This is a genomic window from Akkermansia muciniphila, assembly GCF_040616545.1.
Classification (GTDB): Bacteria; Verrucomicrobiota; Verrucomicrobiia; order Verrucomicrobiales; family Akkermansiaceae; genus Akkermansia; species Akkermansia muciniphila_E.
In genome coordinates, this window is record NZ_CP156688.1 from 1,698,291 (window position 1) to 1,716,725 (window position 18,435).

The 18,435-nt window shown below is 60.4% G+C and carries 15 protein-coding genes; 6 read left to right on the top strand and 9 right to left on the bottom strand.

The features are described 5' to 3' along the window. Positions 1-5 precede the first annotated feature (5 nt). The 3 genes from ABGM91_RS06950 to ABGM91_RS06960 all read left to right on the top strand — a co-directional run bounded on the left by ABGM91_RS06950 (position 6) and on the right by ABGM91_RS06960 (position 3,473). A complete protein-coding gene (locus ABGM91_RS06950) occupies positions 6-1,868 on the top strand; it encodes a cell surface protein (RefSeq protein ID WP_354830803.1) in 1,863 nt (620 codons plus the stop codon). Between the two features lie 18 nt (positions 1,869-1,886). After that, entirely contained in the window at positions 1,887-3,011 is a 1,125-nt protein-coding gene (locus ABGM91_RS06955; RefSeq protein WP_354830805.1) for a Rid family hydrolase, read from the top strand. Between the two features lie 78 nt (positions 3,012-3,089). Further along, the gene (locus ABGM91_RS06960) at positions 3,090-3,473 is read left to right on the top strand and encodes a hypothetical protein (protein ID WP_290566543.1); all 384 of its coding nucleotides are present in this window, start codon (positions 3,090-3,092) and stop codon (positions 3,471-3,473) included. A 20-nt stretch (positions 3,474-3,493) separates the two neighbouring features. Here the strand turns inward: ABGM91_RS06960 and ABGM91_RS06965 are convergent, their stop codons facing one another. From ABGM91_RS06965 to ABGM91_RS06990, 6 genes are all read right to left on the bottom strand, one after another. Next, positions 3,494-4,168 (bottom strand): phosphate uptake regulator PhoU, encoded by a 675-nt coding sequence (locus ABGM91_RS06965; protein ID WP_354830808.1) that lies wholly within the window; start codon positions 4,166-4,168, stop codon positions 3,494-3,496. A 28-nt stretch (positions 4,169-4,196) separates the two neighbouring features. Next, on the bottom strand, positions 4,197-4,976 hold the full coding sequence (gene pstB, locus ABGM91_RS06970) for a phosphate ABC transporter ATP-binding protein PstB (RefSeq protein WP_215429841.1): 780 nt from the start codon (positions 4,974-4,976) through the stop codon (positions 4,197-4,199). 23 nt (positions 4,977-4,999) lie between these two features. Next, positions 5,000-6,754 carry a phosphate ABC transporter permease PstA gene (gene pstA, locus ABGM91_RS06975; protein WP_354830811.1) on the bottom strand — a complete coding sequence of 585 codons (1,755 nt, stop codon included), beginning with the start codon at positions 6,752-6,754 and terminating at the stop codon, positions 5,000-5,002. A gap of 32 nt (positions 6,755-6,786) precedes the next feature. Then, entirely contained in the window at positions 6,787-9,141 is a 2,355-nt protein-coding gene (locus ABGM91_RS06980) for an ABC transporter permease subunit (RefSeq protein ID WP_354830814.1), read from the bottom strand. Between the two features lie 96 nt (positions 9,142-9,237). Further along, positions 9,238-10,200 (bottom strand): phosphate ABC transporter substrate-binding protein, encoded by a 963-nt coding sequence (locus ABGM91_RS06985; protein ID WP_354830817.1) that lies wholly within the window; start codon positions 10,198-10,200, stop codon positions 9,238-9,240. A gap of 348 nt (positions 10,201-10,548) precedes the next feature. Continuing rightward, complete coding sequence (locus ABGM91_RS06990; RefSeq protein ID WP_354830820.1) at positions 10,549-13,479, bottom strand: hypothetical protein; 2,931 nt, start codon at positions 13,477-13,479, stop codon at positions 10,549-10,551. A gap of 300 nt (positions 13,480-13,779) precedes the next feature. On the opposite strand from ABGM91_RS06990, the gene ABGM91_RS06995 reads away from it, so the two are divergent. The 3 genes from ABGM91_RS06995 (at position 13,780) to ABGM91_RS07005 (ending at position 16,440) form a co-directional block, all read left to right on the top strand. Continuing rightward, complete coding sequence (locus ABGM91_RS06995; protein ID WP_354830822.1) at positions 13,780-14,709, top strand: hypothetical protein; 930 nt, start codon at positions 13,780-13,782, stop codon at positions 14,707-14,709. 115 nt (positions 14,710-14,824) lie between these two features. Further along, the gene (gene pstB / locus ABGM91_RS07000) at positions 14,825-15,607 is read left to right on the top strand and encodes a phosphate ABC transporter ATP-binding protein PstB (RefSeq protein WP_354830824.1); all 783 of its coding nucleotides are present in this window, start codon (positions 14,825-14,827) and stop codon (positions 15,605-15,607) included. Positions 15,608-15,792: 185 nt separating this feature from the next. Further along, the gene (locus ABGM91_RS07005; protein ID WP_354830827.1) at positions 15,793-16,440 is read left to right on the top strand and encodes a PhoU domain-containing protein; all 648 of its coding nucleotides are present in this window, start codon (positions 15,793-15,795) and stop codon (positions 16,438-16,440) included. 37 nt (positions 16,441-16,477) lie between these two features. On the opposite strand, the gene ABGM91_RS07010 is transcribed toward ABGM91_RS07005, so the two are convergent. The 3 genes from ABGM91_RS07010 to ABGM91_RS07020 all read right to left on the bottom strand — a co-directional run bounded on the left by ABGM91_RS07010 (position 16,478) and on the right by ABGM91_RS07020 (position 18,340). Further along, the gene (locus ABGM91_RS07010; protein ID WP_215429683.1) at positions 16,478-17,437 is read right to left on the bottom strand and encodes an aldose epimerase family protein; all 960 of its coding nucleotides are present in this window, start codon (positions 17,435-17,437) and stop codon (positions 16,478-16,480) included. Positions 17,438-17,471: 34 nt separating this feature from the next. Further along, complete coding sequence (locus ABGM91_RS07015; protein WP_354830830.1) at positions 17,472-17,951, bottom strand: glycine zipper 2TM domain-containing protein; 480 nt, start codon at positions 17,949-17,951, stop codon at positions 17,472-17,474. A 146-nt stretch (positions 17,952-18,097) separates the two neighbouring features. Continuing rightward, complete coding sequence (locus tag ABGM91_RS07020; protein WP_354830833.1) at positions 18,098-18,340, bottom strand: hypothetical protein; 243 nt, start codon at positions 18,338-18,340, stop codon at positions 18,098-18,100. Between the last annotated feature and the right edge of the window lie 95 nt (positions 18,341-18,435).

Here is an 18,435-nt window from a genome sequence, read left to right on the forward strand (position 1 = left end):
TTGCCATGAAACTGACCAAAACGCTCCGCGCCTCCGCGGCTGCCCTCTGCTGTCTGCTGGCCTTCGCCTCATGCAGGCAGGGACCGGAGGCCTTTACAGGCCCTGCAGCCCCGGTGGACGTGAAAGTTTTTAATCATCTGGTTGCCGTGCTGGGGCATGAAAGCCGGACTCTGGAACTGGTGGACCCCGCTTCCGGGGAAAAAGTGAAAAGCATCCGGCTGGGCCAGCCGCCCAACGGCATGGCGCTTGACGGAGCGGCCGCCTATGTGGCGGAAGGAGGGCCGTGCGGCGTGGTGGAAGTGGTGGACCTGGAAAGCGGAGCGTTGAAAGGCTCCTTTCCGGCGGGGCACACGCCCATGTCTCCCGTACTGCACGGCGGGAAATTGTATGTAGCCTGCCGGTTTGATTCCAAAGTAGTGGAAATGGACGCCGCCACCGGAAAAGTGCTGAACTCCTGGAATGTTCCCCGTGAACCGGTGGCGCTGGCCGTCTCCCCGGACGGCAGGAAGATATGGGCTGCCGGCCATTTGCCTGCCGGGACGGCGGACGGGGATTTCACGGCTGCTGCGCTGACGCTGGTGGAAGACGGGAAAGCGGCCCACTTCCCGCTCTCCAACGGGACGCAGGGCGTGCGCGGCATGGCGATGAGCCCGGATGGCCGCTACCTGGCCGTGGCGCACGTGCTGAGCCGCTACCAGGTGCCCACCACCCAGCTGGACCGCGGCTGGATGAACACGAATGCCGTGACCCTTATTGATACGGAACAGCCGGACAAGCCGCATCCCGTCCTGCTGGACGATCCGGACGCGGGGGCGGCCAATCCCTGGGGCGTCGCCTTTTCCGGAGATGGCGGAAAGTTGTTTGTGACGTGCGCGGGAACGCATGAACTGTCCGTGATTGATTTTCCCGCCTTGCTGGACCGCATAAAGCGGGAAGACCGGGAAAACGAGCCCGTTTCCGAAAGGCTCGGCTTCCTGCACGGTCTCCGTACCCGGGTTCCGCTGCCCCTGAACGGTCCGCGCGCCCTGTCTTCTGACGGGAAAAACGTTTATGTGGCCGGATACTTCTCGGACTCGCTGGCGCAAGTCCCCCTCCAGGCAGACGCCCGGCCCCGGAAAATCGCCCTGAATGGAGGATTCCAACCCTCACGGGAAAAACTGGGGGAACAATACTTCAACGACGCCTCCCATTGCTTCCAGGGCTGGCAGAGTTGCGCCACCTGCCACCCGGACGGACGGGTGGACGGGCTGAACTGGGACCTGCTGAATGACGGCATGGGCAACCCGAAGAACACGCGCACCATGTTCCTCTCCCACCGGACAAGCCCGGTAATGACGCTGGGCGTCCGCGCCTCCGCGGAGGTGGCCGTAACAGCGGGCTTCGTGCACATCCAGTTCCTGGAACCCTCCGGAGAACTGGCGGAATGCGTGAATGAATACCTGAAAAACATGAAGGAAGTTCCCAGCCCGTTCCTGGAGGCCCATGTTCCCTCCCGGGAGCAGGTGAAGCAGGTCTCCTGCGCGCAGTGCCATGCCCCCGGAGTGGAGCGGGGCGCCTTGTCCGAATCCGCCCGCAGGGGTAAGGAAGTTTTTAAAACTGCCGGGTGCGTGCATTGCCACCCGCACCCGTACTTCACTACCAAGGAACTGGTGGCAACGGGAACGGCCCGTGGGCTGGATGAAGGGAAAAGCATTCTGGTGCCCTCCCTGGTGGAAGTGTGGCGCACCGCCCCCTACCTGCACGACGGCCGGGCGAAGACGATCCGGGAAGCCGTCACGACGCATAATCCCGGGGACATCCGGGGAAAGACGAGTTCCCTGAACGACCGTGAACTGGAAGACCTGGTCAACTACGTGCAGTCCCTGTAAATGGGGCGGGAGGGCATCATGACGGCGGAATCACCTGAAAAACTGGAATGGCGCGGAAAGGGCGGAGCGGAAGAACGCTTCTTCTGCATGACGGCGGAGCCGGGCGCGTGCTTTGAGGCGGAACTGCACTCCCTGATGGACAGGTACCAGGAGCTGGGCGGCGGGGGAAAAGACGAATTCCTGCTGCGCTTCCACGTCAGCGATCCGGTGCGCCAGGCGGAAACGCTGCACCGGATGGCGGGGGAGCGGAACTCCTATGTCTCCGTAGTGGGGCAGCCCCCGGCGAACGGGGCCCGCGTGGCCCTGGAGGCCTGGCACATCGGGGGCATGCTGGAAAAGAGGAAGGAGGCGGAAGAAGGGGGAACGGTGGTGACGGCGCGGCGCCCGCATTACCGGCTGTTTCTGGCTGGCAGGAAGGAGGCTTCAGCTCCGGACAGCTACGGCCAGATGCGGGAGGAATTCCGCTGGCTGGACCGGGTGGCTTCCGCGCAGGGGGCAACCGTGGCGGAACTGGTTCACCGCACCTGGATTTATTGCCGGGACATTGACAACAACTACCGCGGACTGGTGGAAGGCCGCAATGAATGTTTTGACCGTTACGGGTTGACGCCGGAGAGCCACTTCATCGCCAGCACGGGCATTGAAGCCTGTACGGAAACGCCGGGACGCTTGCTGCACATGGACAGCCTGGGTATTGCGGGGCTGAGGCCGGAGCAGGTCCGTTACATGGAGGCCCCGGATTACCTGTCCCCCACGCACCTGTACCGGGTGGCCTTTGAACGCGGCACACGCATCGTATACGGGGACCGTTCCCATTACTTCCTTTCCGGCACGGCCAGCATTGACGCGCAGGGGAACATTGTCCATCCGGGAGACGTGGCGCGGCAGACGGACCGCGCCTTGGAGAATATGAACGCCCTGATGAAGAGAAACGGCGGAAGCCTGTCCGACCTGAAACAGGTCGTAGTGTACCTGCGCGACTGGGCGGACCGGGAGACGGTCCGCCGCCGCCTGATGGATTCCCCGCTGGGCGCCGTGCCGCATGTGATGCTGAAAGCCCCCGTCTGCCGCCCCGGCTGGCTGGTGGAAATAGACGGCATCGCCGTCAATGGGGCCGGAGACGGGGCTTTTGCCCCATTGTAAACGGGCTGTTCCGGGAACAGCCGTAAATGGCCGATTTCACTTGTTATCACATGCACGGAAATGGTACCGTACCCCCGCATGACCTATCGCCTCAATACGGACCGCCTGGTATTTTTTTCCGTTCTGTTGTGGGTGCTGCTGCCTCCGGGCGTTTTTGCCTGGGAAGGGAACCCGCCCAGCCCGGACAATGTGCGGTGGCTGGAGCAATTCTGTTCCAGTTACATGCAGTTCCTCACCATGGGCGGGGTGTTGTGCGTGGTCATTGGCTTTGTATGCGCAGCCCTGATCTGGCTGGTGAACCGCCAGGACTGGGCGCGGAGCCTGAAAATCGGAATCCTGTTTATCATTTCCGCCCTGTGCCTGGTTTTGTACGGCGGCTCCCTCTCCTTTGCCGTGTTCTACCTTCCCCTGGCTCTGATCAACCCCGCCGTGTACTGCTTCAGCGTGAGCAAGGCGGAATAATCGGCAGGGAGAGACGCGGTTTATTTCCCTTTCCCGTGTCGGATGTCTGCGGCTTCCTTCAGGAAGACGACGGTGGCGGCGATTGTTTTGGCAATGTCCCCGATGCGCTCCAGGGAGCGGATGATGAAGAGCAGGTTGACGTTGAGGGAGAGTGTGTTTTCCCTTTCCGGGGAGACCAGCAGGGCCAGCGCCTTGCGGTGGGCCTTGTCCAGCTTTTTGTCCCTCAGGCGTATTTCCCTGGCGGCGTCCGCGTCCTGCGTTTCCAGGCACCGGGCCGCGTCCCTGAACTCGGAGACGGCCATGTCCAGCAGGGGGAGCACAATGTCCGGGCAGAGGGATTCCCGGCGCCTGATGGATGCCTTGGCGTGCCTGGCGATGCCCGTGACCTCCTCCATGCATTCCTGAAGCTTGTCCCCGCAGCGGGAGAAGGTGAGCACCAGCCGCAGGTCGGACCCCAGGGGATGGAACTGGGTGAGCACGGCGGCGCAGAGGGTGAGGACCTGGCGGGTTTCTTCGTTGAGCAGTTCCCCGTCCGCAATGATGCCGTTGGCTCCGTCGCTGTCCGGACCGGAGATGACCCGTTCCAGGACGTCCATGTGTTTCAGCAGGCTGCCGCAGATGGCATTGACGCGGGTGCGGATGGCGTTCAGGGCCGCGTCATAGTGGGGGAGGATGTGATTGCCGGAAGGTGTCATGAGGTGAATGGCTTGGGAGGTGGGCTTTTTAGCTGAAACGGCCCGTGATGTAGGCTTCCGTTTCTTTTTCCGCGGGATTGGTGAAGATTTGGGACGTTTCCCCGTATTCCACCAGGCGGCCCATGTACATGAAGGCGGTGCGGTCCGCGATGCGCGTGGCCTGCTGCATGTTATGGGTGACGATGACGATGGTGAGGTCTTTTTTCAGGTCTTCCATCAGGTCTTCTATTTTCAGGGTGGCGATGGGGTCCAGAGCGGCGCAGGGCTCGTCCATCAGCAGGATCTGGGGGCGGTTGGCAATGGCGCGGGCGATGCACAGGCGCTGCTGCTGGCCGCCGGAGAGTCCGTAGGCGCTTTCGTGCAGCTTGTCCTTCACTTCATCCCACAGGGCGGCACCTTTGAGGCTGCGCTCCACGGTTTCATCCAGTTCCGCGCGCCTGTTGCGTCCCGCCACGCGGAGGGGGAAGACGATGTTTTCATAAATGCTTTTAGGGAAGGGGTTGTATTTCTGGAAGACCATGCCCACGCGTTTGCGCAGGGAGATGACTTCCACGCGCGGGTCGTACAGGCTGGCGCCGTCAATGCGGATGTCCCCCCGGTGGCGCACGTCCGGGACCAGGTCGTTCATGCGGTTGATGTTGCGGAGCAGGGTGGATTTTCCGCAGCCGGAGGGGCCGATGAGGGCGGTCACCCGGTTGGTTTCAAAGGTCATGCCGATGTTGAAGAGAACCTGCTTGTCTCCGTAAAAGAAGGAGAAGTCTTCCACTTCAATGATGGGGTCGTCGTCTGCGGCGTCTGGTTCAGTCATGGGTGGTGAAGGAGGATAGGGTGTTAGAAGCTGGAGGCCGCGTATTTTTTGCGCAGGCGGTTGCGGATGAGGATGGCCGTGAGGTTCATGACCACTACCAGCAGGATGAGCAGCAGCGTGGTGGCGAAGACCATGGGCTGGGCGGCGTCCGAGTCCGGAGACTGGAACCCCACGTCATAGATATGGAAGCCCAGGTGCATGAATTTGCGCTCCAGGTGGATGAAGGGGCCTTCCCCGTCAATGGGCAGGGAGGGGGCCAGCTTGACCACGCCCGTGACCATGAGGGGGGCCACTTCCCCGGCGCCGCGGGCCATGGCCAGAATAAGGCCGGTCATGACGCCCGGCAGGGCGCTGGGCAGGATGATGCGCTTGATCATCTGCCATTTGGAGGCACCGCAGGCCAGGGCCGCCTCCCGCAGCCCGCGGGGGACGGCGGAGAGGGCTTCCTCCGTGGAGACGATGACGACGGGGAGCGTCATCAGGGCCAGCGTGAGGGAGGCCCACAGGATGCCGGAGGTGCCGAAGGTGGGCGTGTTGTCCACGGCCAATTTTTTCCAGTAGAAGAGTTCGTCAATCGTTCCGCCCAGGTAGTAGACGAAGAAGCCCAGGCCAAAGACGCCGAAGACGATGGAGGGCACGCCGGCGAGGTTGTTCACGCAGATGCGGACGGCCTGCACCAGGGTTCCCTGCCTGGCGTATTCCCGCAGGTAGATGGCGCCGATGACTCCCACCGGCGTGACCAGCGCGCTCATGAGCAGGGTCATGATGAAGGTGCCGAAGATGGCGGGGAAGATGCCGCCTTCCGTATTGGCCTCCCGCGGGTCGTCCATGACGAAGTGGTACAGGTTGTGCAGGAAAACGCCGCATTTGCCGAAGAAGCCCAGGTCGTTAGGCTGGTAGCCGTAGACGATTTTATCCATGCTGATTTCCTTCTTCTCCCCGTCTCCCAGGGCGTACACGAGCGTGTCCCGGCCCTGTTGTTCCCTCAGTCTGCCCGCTTCCGCCGTGTACCGGGCGTATTCCGCGTTGAGCTGCTCCACCCTGGCGCGGAGCCGGTCCAGTTCCCCCGCCGGATCGTCCATGCCCGTGAGGATGGGGTTTTCCCTGGTCATGGCCGTGCGCCGTCCGTTTTCTTCCCGGATGTCGTAGGACCGTTCAATGGCCTTGATGTCCAGCCTGGTGTCCGCCAGCCGGGTGTTGACGGCTCCGATGTCTTTGACGTCAATGCTCTTGATGTCGTCCCGCAGTTCCATTTCCCGGTCCAGTGCACGGCGGAAGGCCGCCATGAATTCCGGGGAGGAGGCCGGGATGGTTTCTCCGGAGGCCAGCTTGAGTTCCAGCGGTTTGACCAGGGCTTTTCCTCCCTCCATGCGTTCCAGGCACAGGAGCCCCCTGGGTGTGGAGGAGGCGGTGACGTTGTGCGCGTCCACGTAGCGGTAGGATTGTCCGTAGGTTTCCTTGCTTCCGGTGAAGAGCTGGTATTCCCGCACATCCCTGGCCGTGGAACCGGGCACCGCGGGGTCTGCCGGCATGTGGCGCGTCTGGTCCTTCGTGATGCCGGCGTACAGGACCAGCGGTTTTTCTCCTTTTGAGGCGGGGGCAATCGTCAGTTCATGGACGGTTTTGGGCCAGAAAGCCTCCAGGCCGTTGAAGACGATGATGCCCAGCAGGCCGAAGATCATGATGAGGCCCAGGGAGAGCCCGATGGAGGTGAGCCAGATGTTGACTTCCCCCAGGGGGCGTTTGGGAGCGGGCGGGAGGCTGAAGTCCTGTTTCATGGAAGATGAATGGATGAGGGAGAGTGGGGGCCTCACACGACGTTGAAGCGTTTGCGGAGCCGCTGGCGTACGACTTCCGCCAGGGTGTTCAGGATGAACGTCATGGAGAAGAGGATGAGGCCGCCCAGGAAGAGGACGCGGTAGTGGGTGGAGTCCTGCGCCGCTTCCGGCAGTTCCGTGGCGATGTTGGCGGAGAGGGTGCGCATGCCGTTGAAGATGTTCCAGTCCATGATGGGGGTGTTGCCCGTGGCCATCAGCACGATCATGGTTTCCCCCACCGCGCGGCCCAGGCCGATCATCAGGGCGGAGAAGATGCCCGCGGAGGCCATCGGGAGCACGACGGTGCGGACCATCTGCCAGCGGCTGGCCCCCAGGGCCTCCGAGGCGGCGATGAGGGACGGGGGAACGTTGCTCAGCGCGTCCTCGGAGATGGTGAAGATGACGGGGATGACGGCAAAGCCCATGATGAACCCCACCACCAGGGAGTTGCGCTGTTCATAGGGCATGCCGAAGCCGTTGCGCCACAGGTCCGCAAAGCCGGCGGCCTGGAAGTCCCCCGCGCCCCACAGGCTCATGACGCCGCGGCAGAGGCTGATGAAGGGCTGTTCCAGCCAGTAGCCCAGGTATTCCCAGCAGAACCAGGCGCAGAGGAGGATGACGGGAGTCATGACGATGTATTCCACGCCGCGGCTGAACTTGTTGCGCCAGGCCGCGGGCCGCGTGGTCCAGAACCATGCGATGAGGGCCGCCAGGCCGGGGATGAGGACGGCCATGCAGAGCAGGGCGGGCACCTTGTCTTCCATTCTTGGGGCCAGGTAGAGGGCGCCGAAGAAGCCCAGCACCACAGAGGGCAGGGAGGCCATGATTTCCATGACGGGTTTCACCGCCCGCTTGACGGCGGGGGCCATGAAGTGGGCCGTGTAAATGGCGGCCATGACCGCTACCGGAACGGCGAAGAGGAGGGCGTAGAGGGTGCCTTTCAGCGTGCCGAAGACCAGGGGCATCAGGGAAAGCTTGGATTCGTAGTCGTCCGTGCCGCCCACGGATTGCCACAGCCATTTGGGGGAATCATACCCTTCATACCAGATTTTCCCGGCCAGGGCTTTGGCTCCCGCTTCCGGGTGCCTGTCTTCCATGGAGAAGAAGTGGACCTTTCCCCCGGCGTCCACGGCAATGACGGAGTTGAATTCCGTGTTGGCCGCCAGCTGGACCGGGGTGAATTCCAGCGGGCCGCTGGTCCAGCGGACGTCCGCCGTGGTTCCGTAGCAGAGCCGGAGTTCGCCAGGAGTGGAGACGAGGAAGGAACGGTTGATGCCGGAAGCGGCGTAATGCTGCACGGGGCCGTTCAGGGGGGAGAATTGCCTGGTCTGCCCGAAGAGGCGTACGGCTGTGCCGTCCGGGCGGGGGTGGGGGTACAGGCTGAAGATTTTAAGGCTTCCCTTGTCGCCGCCTATCACCAGGGACATGTCTCCAAAGAGCCAGTTGACGGAAGTCATTTTTTCTCCATTTCCCAGCGGTGACGGAATGGTTTGCCGCTTGATCCACGTTTCCCGGTCTTCGTCATAGGAAAAATAGAGGAGTTTGTCCGTGTCCGTAACGATGACGAGGCTGTCCCCGGAGGCGCCGGGCAGCATGGCGGCGGGGCGGCCTTCAAGCTGGTCCGTCAGGTCATGGAAGCCGGAAGGGGCCAGCTCCCCTTCATGCAGCAGGGAGCGGGATTCTTCCAGCGTCATCAGCAGGAGGCGCGGGCCCTGTTCGGTCTCCGCAGTCGCGGTGAAGATCTTACGTTCCCCCGCGTCCGCATAGGCTATGGCGGATATTCTGCCGGGAACGGCGCCGCTTTCCGTCAGGGGATAGAGCGGGCCGGTTTCCGTTCCGGCCTTATCCGGGCCGTGCGCGTTCGCCTGGCCGTGGATGTTGAGCCCGGAATGGACGGAGATGAGGGCCGCCTTGCCGGATTCCGTGGCGATGGCGTAGGCCGTCAGGGATGAATCATAGGAATGGGCGCAGACGGTTTCCCCGTCCGGCAGGGTGACGGGAGCGGGATTCAGGTTCCCGGAGGCCTTGTCCAGAAAGAAGACGTTTTTGCCGTTGTCATAAACAAAGGGGAGCGTGCCGGAAGGGTCCAGGCCCCAGGTTCCCCGGACCGGAGCGGACGGAGCGAGGTGCTGCCGTTCTTCCACGTCCGCGCTCTGGAAGAGGGGAATGGTGACGGCCAGCAGGAAAAAGAGGATGCCGAAAACGGCTACAATGACGGTAAAGCCCCCGCCGATGATGGTTTTAGTCATGATGCGGTCAAACCACAGCGTGGTTTTTGCCACCTGGAAGCGTTCCGGAACGGGCTTGGGCTTTCTGGGCGGCGCAGGAGAAGGGGCATTGGCGCTCATGACGGCAGGCGGTGGAGAGGGGAGTTGGGGGCAGGACTCCGGCGGGAAGGCCGCAGTCCTGCCCCGGCATGTGTTGATGGAGCAGGGAAGGGGCGTTTATTCAATTCTCTTGAGGACATCCGCGCTGACCTTGGCGGGAATCGGGTAATAGCCGTCTTTGGTCACGATTTCCTGGCCGTCCCGGGAGACGATGAACTTGATGAACTCCCTGGTCAGGGTGTCCAGGGGTTCGCCCGGCTTCTTGTTGACGTAAATCAGCAGGTAGCGGGAAAGCGGGTATTTGCCGCTGATGCAGTTGTCATAGGAAGGCTGCACGGCCTCCTGGCCGCCTTTTTCCGCCAGAGAGAGGGTTTTCACGCCGGAGGTGACGTATCCGATGCCGGAGTAGCCGATCCCCTGTTCGTCGGAGCTGATGCCCTGCACCACGGCGGAGGAACCGGGTTGTTCCTTCACGGAGTTTTTGTAGTCCCCCTTCTTCAGGGCGATTTCCTTCACGAAGCCGTTCGTGCCGGAAGCGCTGTTACGGCCATAAATGGAAATGGCTTTTCCTTTCATGGAGGGGACGCCCGCATCGCCCCAGTCGGAGATGTTGGAGCCTCCGCGCTTGAAGGTGGAGGAGAAGATGGAATCCACCTGCGACAGGGAGAGGGCCTGGATGGGATTGTTCTTGTTGACGAAGAAGGCCACGGCGTCCAGCGCCACCTTGATTTCCGTCGGCTTGTAGCCGTATTTGGCTTCAAAGGCGGCGATTTCCTCCCGCTTCATCTGGCGGCTCATGGGGGCGAGCTGGGCGGTTCCTGCCGTCAGGGCGGGGGGAGCGGTGGAAGATCCCTTGCCTTCAACGCCGATTTTGACGCTGGGGTATTTTTTGCTGAATCCTTCCGCCCAAAGGGTCATCAGGTTGTTCAGCGTATCGGAACCGACGGCGCTCAGGTTGCCGGAAACGCCGCTGGTGGGCGCATACGGCTTGATGCTGCTGTCAACGGTTACTTTCTCGGCGGCCATGCTCAGGGAGCTGAGAGCGGCTGCGATGGTCAGGATGGTGGCGACAAATTTCATGGCGTCTTTTCTGTTGTGTTACGCCTTCCGTTTCCCGGACAGTGGAGCCGTTCATGCCGGAAGACGGGGAAGTGATACCCTCCCGCCCCCATGGTGAGGAAGTGAATCCTGGTTAAGAAATCGTCACAAACTGCAAGGATGTGGTTGTGGGGGCTGTCTCTGGGGGAGGATAGGGGAGATAGGGTTTATGAGGGTGATAGGGAAGGCCCCCATTACCCCTATAAACCCTCTAATCCTTATAAACCCTATCTTGCTTTCCCTCCCCGGAGCACAAAAAGAGCCGCTCCCCGTGGATGGGAAGCGGCGCTGGTCAGACCCTTCTTCTCTCTCTTCTGTTCTCCCCCTCTCCTACACCTCCTCCGGGGACAGCCACCGGAAGGAGACGATGTTAAACTTCCTCCCAAACGCCTTGTTCACCGCGCTCAGCTCCGTCTCCTCCAGCGCGCCGCTCTTCATGTTGATCTTCTTGACCGGCGTTTCCGGGCTGTTCACCGGGTCCACGTAGTTGATCCCCCTCTGCACCACCGCCTCGCACCACGCGCGCGACAGCACCACCCCCTCCCGGCTGGCCAGCTCCCCGTAGGCCCGGATCGTAAACGTATCGTCACGCGTCGTCAGAATGTTGCCTAGTACTGCCAGCACGTCGGACTGGATCAGGTAGCCGGGAGCCGCCGTATACACCGACCCCTTGGCCGCGTCCTGGTTCGGGTACCCTCCCTTGGGCGTGATGACCATGTCGGAGAGTTCGTCAAACGTGCTGTTGATGGAGCTTTCGTCAATAGCCGCCTGAAGCGCCCCCTTCACCCCCATCTCCCCGCTCTGCAGGCGGCGGTTGACAAAGTCGGACATGTTCAGGAAGGGCCCCCTCTTCTTGACCTCCTTGACCATGTTCTGGGCCAGGGACTTGATCTGGGAGTCGCTGAGCGTTCTGAGGTCCGACCACGCCATGGCCTCCCCGTCCGGGATGCCCTGCGTGACCCCCACCGAGCCGTAGTCGTCCACGTGGGACTTGTCGCTGCTGGCCACCCCGAAGCGGGAGAAGGCCGTCTGGCTGTTGCTGAGCACGGAGGGCATGCCGCTCCTGGAGTAGAGGAGCTTTCTCTTTTTCAGCCCCAGCAGGGTGGCCTCCCAGGCGCGCTGGGAGGTGGAGTTGACGTTGAAGCCTCCGGCCACGGTGAGGTACTTGCCGGCCTGCTTGTAGCCCTCGTCGGCCCTGGAGAGTTCGTCCACGACGGCTTCGGCGGGCTTGCCCTGGAGGTCCGGGACGAAGCGCCTGTTGGCAATGCCTGCGGCCTTGTTGGAGGAGGCGTCCGTGGAGAAGGCTTCCTTCAGGACGGTTTTGAGTTCTTCCTTGCCCGTGCCGCCGATGCTGGAGGGGCGGGAGGCCAGGGAGGAGGCAAACCAGGAGTCCCAGAGGGCGTCGTTGATCATCAGGCCGTGGTCCCAGAAGTCCCCCAGGGAGGCGTCTCCCATGATTTCATTGTGGGAGAAGACCTTGTCCGGAGGGAGCATGGGGTCGGCAAAGGCGTTGCCAATACCCACGCCCGGCACGCCGGACTGGTAGGCGAAGCGCTTGGCGATGGCCGCCTTGGAGTCAGTCTTGTACCATCCCGGGGTGAGGCGGCATCCGGCAAAGCCCGCCAGGCTGGAGGGCTGCTGGAAGGGAAGTTCTGCGGCCACGATCTTGTTGACCTGCTCGGCGCCCGGTCCGCCGAAGGGGGAGAGCCTGGTGCCGTCGTTGGAGAGGATGTTGGAGATGGTGATGGGGAAGAAGTCGCTGTTGGCGTTTTTGACTTCAAACTGGTAGGGGCTGTAGAGGCGTCCCAGCTCGGATGCGGTGGGCATCTGCCCGCCCCAGAAGAGGGGGCTGGAGTGCTGCCAGGTCTTGGCGCGGTAGTCCTTGCCTTCGGGGTAGGCTCCAATCACGGGAGGCTTGCCCCATTTGATCGATACTCCGTAGTAGGCCACGAACGTGGAATCCTGGGCCGCAGTGCCGTATTTGCCGCGGCGTTTCAGGTTGTCGTCCGGCCCTTCGTTATCCAAGAACATGTCCGCAGGCAGCTTGACCTGGTCCAGCAGCGGCTTTTCCCACGCGCCCCAGTTGAGATTCAGGATAGTGGGCATGGCTTTGGAGAAAACATTCAAGTCTGCTCCCGTCTTCGCGGTTAAATCCCCTGCCTTGCCGATTTGCTTAGGATCCATGATGCCGGACACCATGACGATCGAGCCGAGCTTGTTGGAACTGGCATTGAATTCGTCCGTGTATTTGGTGCAGAGGACGACGTTGCGGGGCGTATAATTAAGGTCGTTCAGAGTTTCGGCAAATTTGATGGACATCATGGCCGTTCCCCTGTCTTCATATCCGCTTCCGGCAAGGTACTGGTACTGAATGCCGTCAGCCTGGTTGATGGCGTAGGAACTGACTTGCCCGGGGCTCTGGTCCCAGCCTTCCTTGAAGGCAAAGTTGTCTACGCGCACATCGTTCTTGTTTGCCTTGGACTGCGTGACCATGTTGCCGTGCTCAATCTTGGAGACGACGGGATGAGCGTAAATGACGATTTCCCCCGCCTTGAGCGTGGATACCTCGCCGGCTTTTCCTGCGCCTCCGGACGTTAATTGCGACGTTTTCCGGAACGAGGCTCCAAAGTCGGCAATCTGGCGGTTGTTATAGCCGTCGTTGGGGGAATAGGGGGAGAAGGGGGATTCCGAATAGGTGGCCGAGGAGGGATCCCAGTTTTCAATCAGATTGCCTTGCATGCGGCCGTAGTTATTGGTCTGCATGAGCGGCATGTACCGGTGCTCCCCGAAGAAGGAGCCCCAGGGGCCGCCTTCCGCTCCCTGGAATTTCATGTCCACGTTGTACGGGTTCCACCACACGTACACCGGGATCACGGAAACGCGCACGTCAATATGACCGCCGCGGGACCCGTGCTGGGCCTCGCGTTTGACGTAGTTCAACCCTACGAAGGAATAAAAGCGCAGCAGGATGGGATGGCGCATGTACGTGTAGCGGTTGTCCATCATCTCCATGTTCGCGGCGGAATCGGAGGCGATCAGCGTGCTCGGCGTGCGGCCGTCCCATTGCAGGGCCGCGGAGGCGTCCTGGCCTTCTTTTTTGGAGGAAGAATCCCATACGTTGGCCCACAGGTAGAGCTGGTTCCAGGAGCCGATCGGACGGCTCTGTTCGGTCGGGCTCCCGTCCTCGGAGGTATATGGGCGCAGGCCTATATCCGAGGTGTCTCCGCGGAATTCCTCAGGCAGTTTTTCCTGGGAGAACATGATGTTCAAGTCCTTCTTCAATCCACCGAATTTAGAATCCGTTAATTTTTAAATGACTATAAAACCAAATGAGGGCGGCCTCAGGAATATGCTTGGTCTTTTCTTTTTACAGATACGTTTTTACTTGCAAACTGAGAACTATTTTTCTTGCTGAAAAAAAACTATTTTGTATGTTGGTCTGAAATGTCGGCCAACCTATTGACAGCGGCTTTACATCTCTCATTTTTAATAGATTTCAATAATTTTTAGATAAAAATTTCAATGAAAAGAACAATTCCTCAGAATCCAAAACCCAGACATATGAGCAAGGGTTTTGCCCTGATTGCCACCATTACCCTGATGATGCTTCTGGCCCTACTCAGCGTTGGCCTTCTTACCATTGCATCCTCTCAGACCAGACTCTCCGAAAAACATCTTTTTGCAGCGGAAGCCAAATCCCTAGCCAGGTTTTCCCTGGAAGTGGCCCTGGGCCAGCTCCAGTGTGAGCTGGGGCCCGACCAGCGCGTTTCCGCCAACTCCGGCATCCTTTCCTCCGGAACCAGTGAAGGAAGCGCTCCATACATCCTGGGCGTCTGGAACAGCTGGGATACCTGGCTCAACAAGAACAACTCCCAGGGCATGACCATTTCTTCCACTTATGATACGGGAAGAAAGGCCATGTTCCGCCGCTGGCTCATTTCCGACCCTGACCTGCGCAGGCTCAGCTCACTGGAAGCCGGAAAGAACCTGCTGGGCAAGCGTTCCCTTTCCAACCGGAATTTCCGCACCGTTCCCCTGGTAAATCATGGCACGGTGGGAACGCCCGTAGGCGCTAAAAACCAGGACAATAAGGAAATCTACGCCCGGCTCGTGCGCGTGGATGACTACTCCAAAAACCTGGGATTGAAAAAGAACGCCAACATGCGCAAGTACATTGCCTGGTGGGTAACGGGGGAAAACCAGAAGGCGCGCATCAACCTGATGCCGCACGCCTCTGAAGAAAGCACGGATGCCCTGACGGTGCTGCGCTCCACATGGGACACGCCCGGGCCGGATTTGGAACCCCTCAACCTCTCCTCCGTGATGGCCTCGGGCTCCGGAAACGACATGTCTACCGTCAGAAAACTCATTTCTTTTGATGCCATCCTCGCCAACAGTAAAAACGGCAGGCTGAAAGACTTGGGAGAGGTCTACCACGACATCTCCCTGGTTTCTTCCAGCCTCTTGACGGATTCTAAATCCGCTGCATGATTTTCTTTTTCTCAAAAAGCCACCTTAAGAAATTGTCACAAACGCGTAGTAGCCATGGAGGGCCGGATTTGGGATACCATGCGGGTAACGGCGCAAGATGCGCTTTTGAACGAAGATGACCCCACACCCAGCAGCAGCCGGACAGACCGCCGTAGAAGTGGATTCCCTGGATTTTTGTTATGGGAACAAGCAGTCTCTATTTCATGTCACCATGAGAATTCCAAGAAACCGGGTGACGGCGTTTATAGGCCCTTCCGGCTGCGGAAAGTCCACGCTGCTGCGCTGCATCAACCGGATGAACGACCGTATTCCGGAGGCCCGCGTCACGGGCGGCTCCATCCGCATTGACGGGGTGGACGTGACTTCCCCCACGCTGGACCCCATTCATCTGCGCCGGGAAGTGGGCATGGTGTTCCAGAAGTCCAATCCCTTCCCGATGAGCATTTACGAGAACGTTTCCTACGGGTTGAAGCTGGCCGGGGTGAAAAACCGCGGACTTCTGGATGAGGCGGTGGAGGAAAGCCTGCGCTACGCCGCTTTATGGGATGAAGTGAAGGACCGCCTCCATGTCTCCGCCAACGGCCTTTCCGGCGGCCAGCAGCAGCGCCTGTGCATTGCCCGCTCCATTGCCGTGAAGCCGCGCATTCTGCTGATGGATGAACCCTGTTCCGCCCTGGACCCCATCGCCACGGTGCGGGTGGAGGAGCTGATGCACCGGCTCAAGGAGGAGTTCACCATCATTGTAGTCACCCATAACATGCAGCAGGCTACGCGCGTTTCAGACCTGACGGGATTTTTCATGCTGGGCCGGCTGGTGGAATTTGATTCCACGGAGAAAGTTTTTTCCAATCCCTCCATGAAGGAAACGGAGGATTATATTACGGGAAGATTCACTTGACAGAAAGTTGATTATGGTTTTATCAAAATTTACTTCCAGGGGCGGAGCGGGCCGTTTTTCCTCTTCCTCCGGCGTTGTCCGGAGGAAGTCTTCATCCGCCGCCAGCAAGGACAGCCGGCGCAGGCAGCATCTTTTTTATCATGCGGGCAGAACCGCTGCCCGCCAGCAAGCCAATATTCCGAATCATGAATCACGACGCACATGCCCTGAGGGAGTTTGACGCCGCCCTTTCCTCCCTGAATACGCATTTAATGCAGATGGCCTACAAGGCGCAGAGCGCCCTTGACCTGGCCGCCGCAGGACTTTTGCAGCAGAATGAATCCGCCGCCAACCAGGCGATTGCCGATGACGAGGAGCTGGACGAGCTGGAAATGACGGTGGACCGGGAAGGACTGCACCTGCTGGCTTTTTACAGCCCGGTGGCCTCCGATCTCAAGGTGGTGCTGGCTTCCATACGCATGTCTTCCATGTATGAGCGCATTGGGGATGAGGCCGTCACGGTCGCCAAGAGGGCCAACAAGCTCAACAAGCGCCCCCGCATCCGGGAGACTGCCCAGGCGGACCCCGTGTACCGGGAGATGGCGGAGCGGTTCAGGGCTGTGAACAAGGCCGTTTCCACCTGGAACGGGAAGGCTCTGGAGGAGCTGGCGCCAGCGTTGGAGACGCTGGCGGAGCATGCGGCGTCCCTTACCGGCATGTTTACCCGTCTGCCGAAACGGTATCAGGACAATCTGGTGGCCGTGGCGGATCTGATTTTTGTGGGCCGTTCCATGGAACGCATGGCGGAAGGCCTGCAAAAAGTGGTGGCGGAAGCCCTGTATGCGGCGGTGTAGCGGTGCAGGGAACGTTCAGATGGCCCCTCCCTGCTTCCTACCTGACGGTCCAGGTGATATTGCGCGTGGCGGACTGGCCGGGGCGCAGGATGACGCTGGGAAAATGGGGCGTGTTGACGGCGTTGGGGAAGCCCTGGGCTTCCAGCGCGATTCCCTGGCGGGCCCGGGGCAGGTATTCCCCGGTATAAACCTGGAGGCCCGGCGCGTCCGTTGCCACCATCAGGCGGTGTCCGGATTCCGGGTCAAGAAGGATGGCGGCAATCTTGTCGCCGGGTTCGGAATCCAGCACGTAGTTGTGGTCCAGTCCGGCGGCTGTGTCCGGATGGGCGGCGGAATTGCGCTCGCCCAGCAGGGCTGCCTTCCGCAGGTCAAAGTCCGTACCTTCCACGGGCAGGATGCGCCCGTCCGGGATATTGGTTGAGTCCACCGGGGTGTAGGCGGATGCCCGCACCTCCAGCGTCATGGAGTCAATGGTGGGCTTGCTGGAGAGGTTCCAGTAGGCGTGGTTGGTAAGATTGACGATGGTGGCCGCGTCCGCGTACGCTTCCAGGCGCAGGTGGAGGGTTTCCTCCACCACGGTGTAAGTGGCCACCACTTCCAGGTTGCCCGGGTAGTTTTCCTCCCCGTCTGCGGAGTGCAGGGTGAGCACCAGGGCGCTGCGCGTGGCTTCCTGAACCTGCCAGATTTTGCTGTCAAAGCCCTGGATGCCGCCGTGCAGGTGGTTGGGGCCGTTGTTGACGGCCACGGAGCGGGAGTCTCCGTCAATGGAGAACCTGCCTTTTGCGATGCGATTCGCGACACGGCCGCAAATCGCACCGCAATAACAGGTATCTTTCAACATGTCTTCAAAGTGCTTGGGCCCAACGATCATATCCATGCCGTCCTTGACGACGGAGATGATGCGCCCTCCGTAGTTGCTGATGCGTACCGTCAACTTGTCGGAAGACAGTTCGAACAATTCTACTGGAGCGCCGCCGGGTAAGGTGCCGAAGATCATGCCGGTATGTAGCTGGTCAGGGAATGACGGCCAGTTAATAGGCCAGGACGCGGGAACCGTTGTTGCCAATGATCACGCGTACGCGCTGCCCAACATAGATCGGGTTGTTCTTGCTGGCCACCTGGACGACCGTGTAGCTGCGGGTGCCGTTTCTCTTCTGGTCCAGGCGCACGGTGATGCGCTGGCCGGTCGTGTTGTTCACGGCCTTGTCAATCTGGTTGCCGGCAACGCCGCCCAGAATGGCGCCGCCCGCCGCGGTGGCGTACTTGGCGTTGCCGCCGCCGAACATGGCGCCGGTCAGGCCGCCTGCCACGGCGCCGATGCCGGTGCCGGCATTGGCGTTATTGGCCTGGATTTTGACGTTTTCCACGCTGGTGACCGTACCGGTGTAGGTTTCCTGGGCGCCGCCGATTTCGTTCATGTTGTAAGTATTCGGGGAACCGAAGTTGGTGCAGGCGGTCATGGACAGAGCGATGGCTGCACAGCCGATGGTAAGAATGGAGGTTGTTTTCATGATGACAATTTATAAAATGGGTTGAAGGTTAAGATCAAGTAATTTCATGGTCAACGGGATGGATGTTTTACTTCCTCCCGGTGGAGAAAACCCTTGCCGAAAGGTTCCGGCAAGGGCTGGTGTTCATTGTAATGGTTTCCGTGGGGTTAGGCCTTGGGAGCTTCTTCCTTTTTGGGGCAGTCGCAGGGCTTTTCACCCTTGCTGCAGGGCTTGTCGCACTTTTTGCCGCACTTGCCTTCCTTATTGCATTTCTTGTCGCACTTTTTGTCTTTCTTGCAGCACTTCTGGGCGGCGGGGGCGGAGGAGTCGGACGGGGCGGCGGCTTCCTGGGCATAGCCGTTGACACTGAAGGCGAAAGCAAAGGCTGCTACAGCGAGGATCTTTTTCATGTTATTGATGTATGAGGTTGGTGGTGTTGATAGGGAACGGCATATGAACTGCCGTTCTACGACTGATAGAGTAACAGAGTTTAAGATTTGTTCAA